This is a genomic window from Streptomyces sp. NPDC058534 (assembly GCF_042717365.1).
Lineage (GTDB): Bacteria > Actinomycetota > Actinomycetes > Streptomycetales > Streptomycetaceae > Streptomyces.
The window spans coordinates 16,156-28,376 of sequence record NZ_JBHXNW010000059.1 but is presented as its reverse complement, the minus strand read 5'-3'; the positions used below and the strand labels follow the sequence as shown (position 1 = coordinate 28,376).

Annotated in this window: 5 protein-coding genes and 5 pseudogenes; 5 read left to right on the top strand and 5 right to left on the bottom strand. The window is 70.0% G+C overall.

Going from position 1 to position 12,221, the window contains the following annotated elements; genetic code table 11:
• Positions 1–187: 187 nt before the first annotated feature.
• Positions 188–430: pseudogene (locus tag ACFWR9_RS29895) on the top strand (response regulator transcription factor); the annotation flags it as partial.
• A 551-nt stretch (positions 431–981) separates the two neighbouring features.
• Here ACFWR9_RS29895 and ACFWR9_RS29890 read toward each other — a convergent pair.
• The 5 genes and pseudogenes from ACFWR9_RS29890 to ACFWR9_RS29870 form a co-directional block, all read right to left on the bottom strand.
• Positions 982–1,238 (bottom strand): annotated as a pseudogene (locus ACFWR9_RS29890) (transposase); the annotation flags it as partial.
• Between the two features lie 583 nt (positions 1,239–1,821).
• A complete protein-coding gene (locus tag ACFWR9_RS29885; RefSeq protein WP_383847271.1) occupies positions 1,822–1,950 on the bottom strand; it encodes a hypothetical protein in 129 nt (42 codons plus the stop codon).
• A gap of 356 nt (positions 1,951–2,306) precedes the next feature.
• Positions 2,307–3,056 (bottom strand): annotated as a pseudogene (locus ACFWR9_RS29880) (metallophosphoesterase family protein); the annotation flags it as partial.
• 394 nt (positions 3,057–3,450) lie between these two features.
• Positions 3,451–3,638: pseudogene (locus tag ACFWR9_RS29875) on the bottom strand (2-oxoacid:ferredoxin oxidoreductase subunit beta); the annotation flags it as partial.
• Positions 3,624–3,863 (bottom strand): annotated as a pseudogene (locus ACFWR9_RS29870) (2-oxoglutarate ferredoxin oxidoreductase subunit alpha); the annotation flags it as partial. The pseudogenes ACFWR9_RS29875 and ACFWR9_RS29870, both read right to left, overlap by 15 nt.
• Before the next feature lie 295 nt (positions 3,864–4,158).
• Between ACFWR9_RS29870 and ACFWR9_RS29865 the strand changes: the two are divergent.
• From ACFWR9_RS29865 to ACFWR9_RS29850, 4 genes are all read left to right on the top strand, one after another.
• Positions 4,159–4,383: a hypothetical protein gene (locus ACFWR9_RS29865; protein ID WP_383847269.1), complete on the top strand. Its 225-nt coding sequence runs from the start codon at positions 4,159–4,161 to the stop codon at positions 4,381–4,383.
• Positions 4,380–5,270, top strand: a complete 891-nt coding sequence (locus ACFWR9_RS29860) for a 3-hydroxybutyryl-CoA dehydrogenase (RefSeq protein ID WP_383847268.1) — start codon at positions 4,380–4,382, stop codon at positions 5,268–5,270. The genes ACFWR9_RS29865 and ACFWR9_RS29860 overlap by 4 nt, the downstream gene beginning before the upstream one ends.
• A 121-nt stretch (positions 5,271–5,391) precedes the next feature.
• Positions 5,392–10,665, top strand: coding sequence for a type I polyketide synthase (locus ACFWR9_RS29855; protein WP_383847266.1), 5,274 nt, complete (start codon positions 5,392–5,394; stop codon positions 10,663–10,665).
• Positions 10,665–12,212 carry an acyl-CoA carboxylase subunit beta gene (locus ACFWR9_RS29850; protein ID WP_383847263.1) on the top strand — a complete coding sequence of 516 codons (1,548 nt, stop codon included), beginning with the start codon at positions 10,665–10,667 and terminating at the stop codon, positions 12,210–12,212. Before ACFWR9_RS29855 ends, ACFWR9_RS29850 begins: the two co-directional genes overlap by 1 nt.
• Positions 12,213–12,221 lie beyond the last annotated feature (9 nt).

Genomic DNA, 12,221 nt, shown 5'->3' with positions numbered 1-12,221 from the left:
TCCACACCCAAACCACCCCCACAACAAAACACACTTCTTTTGGTTGGTGGTGTTTTTTTTGTTTCTTTTTCCCTTCCCTGCAGTTCCACCCCCCCCCCCCCCCGGGGCCGTGGAGGGCGCGGTCGTGGAGCAGGTGCCGCTGGAGGCCGGCGTGGCGGGCGGGGCCGAGGGGGCCCGTCCGGCCGTGCTCAGCGCGGCCGAGCTGCGGGTGGCCTCGATGGCGGCCCACGGTTTCAGCAACCGAGAGATCGCCGGGAAGCTCTACATCACGATCAGCACCGTGGAACAGCATCTGACCCGGATCTACCGGAAGCTCCGGGTCAAACGATCTGAGCTGCATCAGGCACTGCCTCGCACCACCTACCGGGCGTCCGAGCGGAGCGCGGTGCGGTCAGGCCGCGTGCCGGACCGCACCGCACAGCCGACGTAATTCCGCGGATACTTCACCTGTGCATTCCAGATATTCGCGCACGCAACGAGTAATCTGCTGAAAACTTGCCTGCGGCGCCCGCGCGGTGCGGGCGCCGGGTCGGCGGAATACGGAAACGAACCCCCGGCGTAACCGGCCGAGGCGCCGCTATGTCACCGGGTGGCGAGCAGCAGGGTGAAGCAGCCGGCCTTGTCGGTCCACCACCGGACCACCGCGGAGCCGGCGGGGCGAGTTCGCCTGCCGGACCCGCACGGGCGGAACTTGGCCGAGATCTTCGGTGCGCAGCTCCTCCCCCTCGGCTAAGTCGAGGGGGAGGAGCCGCGCTGGGATGTTGACGGTCTGGACGGTCCTGGCCACCAGCCGCATCTCGATGCGCTCTTCGGCGGGTCGTGCACTGCAGTCCACGGGGTGAATCCTCCCCGCTCGTGCGGTGCGCCTCATCCACCACCACCAGATCCCACGCGCCGAGGCCGGCCGTGTGAGCCCGCCGTCGCGCCGCCAGGCGCTCGCCATTTGCCCCAGCAGATCCCACGTGGAACCTAACTTGATCTTTAACCTGTGCGTCGGGGCCGTGGGGCGGTTGACTTCTTCGTTCGCTGCTTCATCGGCTGTCTCTTGCGGGGTGTGGGCGGACCCGGATGTTCTTTCGGCCCGATGGCCGTCCCGGGCCGGGGGGAGGGATTTTGTGCTCTGGCCGGGCAGGCGGCTTGGGGCGGATGTGCCGGAAGTCGCGGCGGAGGCGGGCAGGAGTGAGTCTGAGCGGGGAACGGGGTCTCTCCCAGGGGTGACGCAGGCCGGCTGCGAGCGGTGGGTCAGTTTGGGGTGGAGCCGGTTCCAGGAGTGGGCGGTGGCGGTGCCGTAGAGGCGTGTGCCGGTGATGGTTTCGGGGTCAGCAGGTGACATCGACGGCCAGGACCAGTCGGCCGTCTCCGGCCCGCGGCAGCGGCACTTCGGCAAGTGCCACCGCAGACGGCCGGAATCGACGCGTCCACGGGCCAGGGCGGCAGGTATAGAACTGACCCCAAAGGCATGACAGTTCCGCCAACGGCTCTCGCCGTCTGCACGATGCAGCAGACTCATCACGTATGGCAGTTACCGGACCGAGTGATCAAGTTCGACGCACCATTCGACGACGGACGCCGAGAACTGCCCGTCCGCCGGGTTCACCAGCACGCAGCCGGGGCGTCGGAAAAGGGGCACTGCAGAAGGAGCCGCCCGGCGGCATTGCCGCACTCAGATCGCCTCCAGGGCCGGCTCGAACTGCGGGGACGCGAAATGCCCGGCCCGGAACGTGCCGAGAGGCCGACCGGCCCGAAGTCCCGTCGCTGATGCGGAACGTGGAAGCGAAGCCGACTGCCTCGCAGCACCCAAGATGTACTCGTGCCCCCGGGTCAGTCCATGCCCCGCCAGATGTGCGGCTCGGCATTGCCGTCGTCGGGCTCTCCCGCCAGCAGGGGCTGGCCGGCTGGATGCCGGTCCTCGCCCGACTCGCTCTGTTTCTCGCTGTCCTGGGGTTCCATGGCGGTCACTCCTTTCACGCTGCGATGACAGTGATCGGCAAGCCTTTGCCGGCCGGCCAGCGGCCCTCCAGGCGTTGGCCGGTGTACGGGTACCAGCTCTTGTAGACGGCCTCTTTCATGCTGAACAGCGTCCGGCTCCAGCGCATTTGGGGCCTACGGGTGAGCAGTCACCGTACGAGCCGCAGTTCGGAGGGGAGCGCGATGGATTCCTTTGGCAGGCTGAGCGCGGCCACAGCCTCGCGGGCGCACCGCCGTACGGTGGCGAACTCGTGCCGCGCGATTGCACCGCCCGGGCGATCCCCCCCCCGCGGAGGTATGCGCTCGATCACGTCGTCGCCCCCCGCGGAGAGATCCGTCGGCAGTGTGCGACGCAGCGCCGGATCGGGGTGGCCCGGGCGGCTCCACTCATGGGGATAGCCCACCGACACCTCTTCGAAGCGCACCCCGCCGTGCCATGTGGTGCGCGGGATGTGCAGATGCCCGTAGACCACGGCGCTCACGTGAAAGCGTCGGTGCCAGTCGGCGGTCGCCTCGGTGCCGCACCACTGGGCGAACTCGGGGTAGCGCAGGATCCGGGTCGGTTCGCGCACCAGCGGGTAGTGGTTGACCAGGACCGTGGGCAACTCCGGGTCGCAGGCCGCGAGACGGCGTTCGCTCTCCTCGACCCGCGCCCGGCACCAGGCCTCCCGGCTCGGGTAGGGGTCGGGGTGGAGGAAGAACTCGTCCGTGCAGACCACGCCGCGTTCCGCGGCCACGGCCAGAGACTCGGCCCTGGTACGGGTGCCCGGGGTCAGGAAGCTGTAGTCGTACAGGACGAACAGGGGGGCTGCTGTGACCGGACCGCCGGGGCCGTCCCAGACGGCGTAGGGATCCTCGGGGGTCAGTACGCCGAGGCTTCGGCACAGCTCCACGAGCTGCTCGTAGCGCCACTGTCCGCGTAACTGCAGCGGGTCCTTGTCCACCGTCCACAGCCCATGATTGCCGGGGGCCCACACGACCCGGGCGAATCTCTCGCTGAGCTCGGTCAGCGCCCAGGCGATGTCGTCGTACAGTTCGCCCACGTCACCGGCGACCAGCAACCAGTCGTTGTCGGACTGCGGCCGCATCTTCTGCGTGATCTCGCGGTTCTGCGGATGACTGACGTGGAGGTCGCTGGTCCCCCACAGGGTTCCCCTGCCCACTCGTTTCCTCTTTCGTCAGCCGGCTGGAAATACTGCGGGGCCGAGCACAGTGCCGAGCGGACCCGTTGGGACGCTACGCGGCGCCCTCGTCGTGGCCAACCCTTGTCCGTGGGCCCCTATTCGTTCCGCCCGTCAGGTCAGGGGGGCACGCCCAACGTCACAGCCCGCCGCGGAGTCGGGTGCGTCCGGGGACCGGCACAGAGCCTGTAGTGGGTGGTCGCGGCGCACGTGATCGGATACGACGGGCCTGCTGCTCGGCGGCCCCGCACGGCCGAGTACGACGCCACGGGCCTGTCGGGACCTACGCTGTGACGGCATGTCAGCCGACGGCGGTCCAGGTGCCGCCGCCGACGAGCAGTGTGGTGAGGGCGCCCTTGCCGTCCTGTTCGATGGCGGCGTCGAGTTGGTCGGCCATCTGTGTGTCGTAGACCGGGCGTTCGACGTCGCGGAGGACGCCGAGGGGGTGTGGTGCGGGGTGTCGGGATCGGCGAGGCGGGACAGGTCGAACTCCTTGAGCCCTCCACGGTCAGCGTCTCCAGCGGCGCCGGACGGACCTGACAGCCGTTCAGCGAAGCGTTTTCCAGCGGGCTGACCGCGTAACCGACCTTGGTCATCGCCCGCTTGGTGAACTCGTCGGTGTTGACTTCGGCGCCTCGCCCGGATCTCGGCCGGGAAGTCCGGCAGCAGCGTCGACAGATCGTTGCCGAACGAGGCCGTCTCCGAGGTGAACCGGGATGATCACCCAGTTGAGCCGTGTGACCGAGGCCATGCGGTCCGCGCCCGTTCCGTTGTTCCGGGGCCACCGCCCCCCTACTTGTCCGCAGGCTCGGTCTGGGGGTTGTGCGTCGTACCGGCAGGGTCCCGCCTAGGGGCAGTTGTCCCGCCTAGGGGGAAGTTAAGGGTGGGGGCCGGTGAGACGGATACGTACCGTGGTCCAGAACCCGGGTTGATTCGATAACTCCCGGTGTGGCCACGCGGCAGGCGTACAGCGCACGCCGTCGACTGCCTCTTTGATCAGGAGGAAATCATGGGCTCTTTGGCTGATGCCTTGCTCGATGGGTCCGACCCGGACGAGTTGGATGGGCATGAGCTGCCCGACGAAGCCGCCGTCACGGTCATGGCCGGCTCGATCAACTGCGACACGGTGTGTTCCGCCACGCTCGGGCCGGTGCCCACCTTCGAATTCCTGAATCGCCATGGCCGGCAGGGTGGTTACGCGGCCCGGCTGCTGACCTGGGGGGCCGGCGTATGACGACGTCCATCGACATGCTCACCACACCCGGGGACATCCACCGGGTGGGGGTGGTCGGTAGCGGCATCATGGGTACGGGTATCGCCGAACTGTGCGCCAAGGCAGGCCTGGACGTCACCGTCGCGGTCTCTTCCGACCACTCCTTGGTGGCCGGACCGCAGCGGCTGGCCCGGTCCCTCGACCGGGGGGTCGACAAGGGGAAGCTCACCCCGCAGGAGCGCGACGACGCCCAGGGCCGCGTGACCTACACCAGAGATCTCAGCGACCTGGCCGACCGGCAGCTCGTGGTCGAGGCGATCAAGGAGAGCGAAGAACTCAAGGAGGAGCTCTTCACCGCCCTCGACAAGATCGTCGAGGCCCCGGACGCGATTCTCGCCTCCAACACGTCCTCCATTCCCATCGTGCGGCTCGCGCGCGCCACCGGGCGCCCGGGCCAGGTGCTCGGCATGCACTTCTTCAACCCCGTGCCGGTTCTGCCACTGGTCGAGCTCATCCCCTCGGTGCTCACCGACGACCGGGTCAGCGCGCGCGCCCTGACGTTCGTGTCGGACGTGCTCGGCAAGAAGCCCATCAGCGCTCCCGACCGTGCGGGCTTCGTGGTGAACGCTCTCCTCTTCCCCTACCTGCTCTCCGCGATCCGCATGGTCGACTCCGGTCTCGCGACGGCCGAGGTCGTCGACGACGGCATGGTCGCGGGGTGTTCGCACCCGATGGGGCCGCTGCGGCTGGCCGACCTGATCGGCCTCGACACCACTGTCTCGATCGCCGAAGCCATGTACGAGGAGTTCAAGGAGCCGCTGTACGCACCTCCGGCGCTGCTGCTCCGCATGGTCGAGGGCGGTCTGCTGGGCAAGAAGTCAGGCCGCGGCTTCTACGAGTACGCCTGAGACTCCGCACAGGCGGCGGCCGGGCGCCTGCCCTGCCGCCCTGGCCGTGACGAGGTATCCGAGCACGTTCCCGCGCGCGATGTCCCTGCCCCGCGCGGAAGCCGAAAGGAAGAGCCACACCATGGCCACTGCACCCGTGTCCGGTGCTCCGGAAGTCGACGCGGTGCCGGGAGAGCCCGTCGCTGTCGTCGGGATGTCCTGCCGGTTCCCCGGCGCACCGGGGCCGGAGGAGTTCTGGCAGTTGCTGAGCACCGGCCAGAGCGCCGTGTCCGACCGAGTGCCGCAGGGACGGCCCGGTCTGCCCAGTGGTGCCGTGGCCCGGCCTGCCGGATTCCTGGACGCTGTCGACGGGTTCGATCCCGAGTTCTTCGGAATCACGCCGCGGGAGGCAGCCGGTATCGATCCCCAGCAGCGGCTCGTGCTGGAACTCGCGTGGGAGGCACTGGAGAACGCGGGGATCGTCCCGGGCGAGGTCAAGGGCACGCAGACCGGTGTCTGTCTCGGGGCGGCCTCGGACGACTACGCCAAGCTCGTGCACGGGCCTGGCGCCGAGTCGGTCGCGCACCGGACGGTCGTCGATGCCAGCCGGAGCCGCATCGCGGACCGCATCTCCTGCCTCCTCGGCCTGCGCGGCCCCAGCCTGGTGGTCGACTCCGCTCAGTCCTCGTCGCTGGTCGCCGTCCATCTCGGGTGCGAAACCCTGCGCAGAGGGGATTGCGAACTGGCACTGGCAGGCGGAGTCAGTCTGAACCTGGCGCCCGAGGGTTTTGTGGCAGCCGAGAAGTCCGGAGCTCTCTCACCCGACGGCCGCTCCAACACCTTCGACGAACGCGCTCACGGCCATGTGCGCGGCGAGGGCGGGGGTGTCGTCGTCCTGAAGACGCTGAGCCGGGCCCTCGCCGACGGCGACACCATCCATGGCCTGATCCGCGGCGGATCCGTCAACGGCGGAGGCGACAACCTCACTGCCCCCGGCCGCGCGGCGCAGGAGGAAGCGCTGCGACGCGCCTACGACCAGGCCGGCGTCGCCCCCGAGGCGGTGCGGTTCGTCGAACTGCACGGCACCGGTACTCCGCTCGGTGACCCCACGGAGGCGGCAGTCGTCGGTGCCGTCCTGGGCGTCGGCAGCGGACGTGCCACCGGCTCTCCTCTTCTCGTGGGTTCGGTCAAGCCCAACGTCGGCGACCTGGAAGGCGCCGCCGGAATCGCCGGTCTGATCAAGGCGATGCTCTGCCTACGGGAGGCAACCCTCGTGCCGGGCCTCACCTTCCGTTCCGCAGACACGGCCGTCCTGCTCGAAGAGCTGAGGATGCGGGTCAATACCGGCCTCAGCCCGCTGGACACCTCCGACGGCGCGCAGCTGCTGGCCGGTGTCTCCTCCTTCGGCATGGGCGGTGCCGACTGCCACCTCGTCCTCTCGGACTGGGCGCCCGACCCCCGGAGCGAGAAGACAGCCGACCCGCCCGTCCAGACCCTCGCACTCCCCACGCCCCTCACGGTGTCCGGGCGCACCGCCGACGCGCTGCGCGCCCAGGCCGCTGAGCTGAGCGCACACCTCGCTGCCCACCCGGACCAGCGACTCGACGACATCGCCCACTCGCTGGCGACCACCCGCACCCATTTCGAGCACCGTGCCGTGCTGCTCGTCGACGACCGTGACGCCGCGCTCGCAGGCGTCTCCTCGCTCGCATCAGCAGACCCCCCCGCCGCAGCGGAGGTCGGAACGGTACGAGCCGGTGAACTGGCCTTCCTGTTCACCGGGCAGGGACGCCTGCGGGCCGGCATGGGCCGCGCGCTGTATGACACCTATCCGGTCTTCGCCACCGCGCTCGACGAGGCATGCGCCCTGCTCGACCAGCACCTCGATCGGCCGCTCAAGGACCTGATGTTCCTGGCGGAGGACCCTGCGGACGCGGCGCTGCCGCATCTGACCGGATACACACAGGCCGCCCTGTTCGCGTACGAGACCGCGCTGTACCGCCTGCTGGAGGAGTGGGGGGTCACCCCCGACGCCGTCCTCGGCCACTCGGTCGGTGAGCTGGCCGCAGCCCACGCTGCCGGCGTTCTCTCCCTTCCGGACGCGTGCGCGCTCGTCGCGGCGCGTGGCCATCTGATGCAGCAACTGCCGTCCGGCGGCGCGATGGTGTCGGTCCAGGCAACGGAGCAGGAGATCCTGTCCACGCTTGCCGGGCGCGAGGGCCGGGCCTCCGTCGCGGCGGTCGACGGGCCCCTGTCCACCGTGGTGGCCGGTGACGAGGACGCCGTGCTCGCCGTTGCCGACCACTGGCGCGAGCAGGGGCGCAGGACCAAGCGGCTGCGCGCCGGCCACGCCTTCCAACCCCCTGGTACGGACCCGATGCTCGAGGCCTTCCGCGAGGTCGCATCCGGCCTCACGTACGCGGCGCCGCGCATCGCCGTGGTGTCCAACATCGACGGGCGTCTCGTCTCCGCCGAGGACATCAGCACCCCCGATTACTGGGTACGCCACGTCCGGGAGACCGTCCGCTTCCACGACGGCATACGCGCGCTCGAAGAGCGTGGAGCACGGTCCTTCCTGGAGGTGGGGCCGGACGCCGTGCTCGCGGCGATGGGGCGCGACTGCGTCTCGGCGGAGCATGAGCAGGAGGCACTGTTCGTGCCCACGGCCGGGCGCGGCGGGCCGGAGGTGCCCGCGCTTCTCGGCGCGCTCGCCGCGCTGCACGTCCGCGGTGTCCACGTGGCCTGGCACCGCACCATGGCTGACCGAGGCGGCCACCGGGTCGCCCTGCCCACCTATGCCTTCCAGCGTCGCTCCTACTGGCTGCCGGCCCCGAACCGGACGGCCGCGGACGTCGGTTCGGCCGGACTGGCGCCGACCGACCACCCGCTGCTCGGCGCGGTGGTGTCGCACACCGAGGCCGGTGGAATGCTGCTGACCGGGCGTCTGTCCCCGGACATCCAGCCCTGGCTCGCTGACCACCGCGTCCACGACCAGATCGTGGTGCCCGCCGGAGTCTTCGTGGAACTGGCCGTACAGGCCGGCACCGGGTCCGGCACGCCGCACATCGAGGAACTGACGCTTCAGTCGCATCTCGTACTGGCGGCGGACCGCGCCCTCCTGTTCCAGGTCGACGTCACGGCACCGGACGCGGAAGGCCGGCGTGCGCTGCGCGTGTACTCCCGGCCCGAGGACGCCGAGGCCGATGCCTCCTGGACCCGGCACGCCGTGGGTGTACTCGCCGAGGCCGGTACCGAGACCGGGTTCGACCTGAGCGTCTGGCCTCCCGAAGGAGCGACACCGGTCGTCCTCCATGGCCAGGAAGCGTCCCCCGGCCCGGCGTTCGCGACCCTGCGCGCCGCATGGCGCCGGGGCGAGGCCCTCTTCGCCGAGGTGGCGCTCGACCCCAAGCACCGCGAACGGGCCGCCCGCTTCATGCTGGCCCCCGGCCTGCTCGACACGGCCCTGTACGCCCTCGCACGGACCACGGTGCGCGGCGCCGATGCCGATCCCACCACGGTCTGGCTGCCCACCGACTGGAAGGGCATCGACATGTTCGCGGCCGGAGCGGACGTGGTACGGGTCCGGATCACCCCGGCAGCGGCGGCATCCGGATCCGCCACGACTGATGCCTATGCGCTCGCCGTCGCCGATGACGCGGGGCTCCCGGTCGCCGCTGTCGACACTGTGAGCCTGACTCCACTGGCCGAGGAAGAGGTACGCCGCGCGGCCGGAAACCCGGACGAGACCTCGCTCTTCCAGGTCGGGTGGACCGATCTGACGCTTCCTGCGGGGGAGGAGCGATCCGGCGGGTGGGCCGTGGCAGGAGACGATGTCTTCGGCCTTGCCCTCGCGCTCACCGGCGCCGATGCCGGAGTGGTGGTCCACTCGGACATGACCACGCTGGTCGCGGCGGCCGGTTCCGCCGCGCCCGAGGTGATCCTCGTGCCCTGCCCCACGCCGACGGATGGTGTCACGGCCGCCACGGTCGCCGACGCCGTCCGCGCCACCGCCGAAGACATGCTCGACCGGGTGCGGGCCTGGCTGGAGGACGATCGACTGGCCGGCTCCCGGCTGGTGTTCGTCACCCGCGCAGCCGCCGTCACGGGGCCGGCGGACGGCGGCCCCGACCTGGCCGGGGCCGCGCTGTGGGGCCTGCTGCGGTCCGTGCGCGCGGAGTACCCCGGTCGGATCGGCCTGCTGGACCTGGGCCGCGAACGGGGCTCGCTGCGCCTGCTGGTCGCTGCGCTTGTTTCGGGTGAGGCCGAACTCGCCCTGCGCGACCGGTCTGTACTGGTCCCCCGGCTGTACCGGTCCCCGCCCGCCGCCGGCACGGCCGCCCCTCTGTGGGAGTCCGGCGGGACGGTGATGATCACCGGCGGCACCGGCGCGCTCGGCTCCTCGGTGGCTCGCCGCCTGGCATCCTCGCAGAGGGTTCGGCACCTGCTCCTGGTCAGCCGCAGCGGTGACGAAGCCGAAGGAGCTGCGGCACTTGTCGAGGACCTCAGGGCATCGGGCGTGCGCGTGACGGTCGCGGCCTGTGACGTCGCCGACCGGGACGCCCTGGCCGCAGTGGTCCGTGAGATCCCCGACGAGCACCCGCTGACAGCGGTCGTGCACGCTGCCGGTGTCCTCGACGTCAGCGGCGTCACCGCGCTCACCCCGGAACAGATCGAGCAGGTACCGCGCCTCAAGGTGGACGCCGCGCTGCACCTGCACGAGCTGACGAAACGGCACAACCTCTCCGACTTCGTCCTGTTCTCGTCCATCAGCGGCACACTCGGCAACGCCGGGCAGGCCGCCTCCGCGGCGGGCGACGCCTTCCTGGACGGTCTCGCCCACCTGCGCCGGGCCGAAGGCCTGCCTGCTCTCTCACTCGCCTGGGGGCTGTGGGATCACGAAGGCAGCCTGATCCGGGAACTCGGTGACGACGACCGGGCCCGGCTCGGCCGTCTGGGGCTCGCCCCGCTGGGTGCGGAGGAAGGGCACAGTGCTCTCGGCGCGGCCCGCGCGATGGACGGGCCCGTACTGGTTCCCGCACGCTTCGACCGGGCCGCCCTGCTTGCCAGGGCGGCGATGGAGGAACTACCGGAAGTCCTTCGCGGCCTCGTCACCCCGCCCGGGCGCAGGGCTTCGGCAGCGGACGGCCCACCCGGCTTCCGGCCGCTGACGGTGGGGCCGGTGGGCGGTGGGGCGAACCGGAGCGGCCGGGCGTTCGCCGAGGCGTCGCGCATGCCACTCAGCCACGCGCACGTATCTCGGCGCGGCCCCCGATCTCCGCTGCTGCACCCAGACGGCCATGTCGCCGCCGCGGGCACGACCCCTGCCGAAGCCATCGATGCGGGAAGCCCGTTGCCCCGTGCGGCGATGTCGTCGGTCCCACCCAAGACTTCTGGCCGTGGAGGAGCGCAGCCGTGATGACCCGTGAACGACTGACAGAACTGATCGAGCTGAAGACGCGGACCCGTCAGGGGCCCGGCCTGGAAGCGACAGAGCGGCAGCACGCCAAGGGCAAACTGACGGCGCACGAGCGCATCGAACTGCTCCTGGACGAAGGGACCTTCCAGGAGGTCGAGACATTGCGGCGGCACCGGTCGACCGCGTTCGGAATGGACCGGCGCCGCCCGCACTCCGACGGCGTGATCACGGGGTGGGGGAAAGTGCACGGACGTACCGTCTTCGTCTACGCCCACGACTTCCGCATCTTCGGCGGCGCGCTGGGCGAGGCCCATGCCGCCAAGATCCATAAGCTGATGGATCTTGCCGAGGCGGCCGGGGCGCCGCTGGTCTCCCTCAACGACGGCGCCGGCGCCCGGATTCAAGAGGGCGTTACCGCGCTGGCGGGCTACGGCGGGATCTTCCGCCGCAACACCCGCAACTCGGGAGTGATTCCGCAGATCAGCGTGATGCTCGGCCCTTGCGCGGGCGGTGCCGCCTACTCGCCCGCGCTCACCGACTTCGTCTTCATGGTCCGTGACACCTCGCAGATGTTCATCACGGGACCTGATGTGGTGGAGGCCGTGACCGGCGAACAGGTGTCGATGAACGGGTTGGGCGGAGCCGACGTCCACGGCGTCACCTCAGGTGTCGCCGGCTTCGTCTATGACGACGAGGAGAGCTGTCTGGAGGAGGTCCGCTACCTGCTGTCGCTGCTGCCGCAGAACAACCGGGAGACGCCGCCGGCCGAGCCCTGCGCAGATCCGGCCGATCGTCCCAACGACGCCTTGCTGGACCTGGTCCCCGCCGACCCGCATCAGGTGTATGACATGCGTGCGCTGATCCAGGAGGTCGTCGACGACGGTGAGTTCTTCGAAGTCCACGAGATGTGGGCGACGAACATCGTCTGCGCGTTCGCGCGTCTGGACGGGCAGGTGGTCGGCATCATCGCCAACCAGCCGGCCTCGATGGCAGGAGTGCTGGACATCCACGCGTCGGAGAAGGCCGCCCGCTTCGTCTCGACCTGTGACGCCTTCAACATCCCGCTGGTCACGTTGGTCGACGTACCCGGCTTCCTGCCGGGTGTCGACCAGGAGCACAACGGCATCATCCGGCACGGCGCCAAGCTGCTGTACGCCTACTGCAACGCGACGGTGCCGAGGGTGCAACTGATCGTGCGCAAGGCCTACGGAGGCGCGTACATCGTCATGGACTCCCGTTCGATCGGCACGGACATCTCACTGGCGTGGCCCACCAACGAGATAGCGGTCATGGGTGCCGAGGGCGCCGCCAACGTGATCTTCCGGCGCGAGATCGCCTCTGCGGAGGACCCCGACAGTGTGCGCAGGCAGAAGATCAAGGAGTACAAGACCGAGCTGATGCACCCCTACTACGCGGCCGAACGTGGCCTTGTCGACGATGTGATCGACCCGCGTGACACCCGGAAAGTACTGATCGGGGCGCTGGACATGCTCCGCTCGAAGCACTCCGACCTCCCATCCCGCAAGCACGGCAACCCCCCGGCGTAAGGAGCCTGT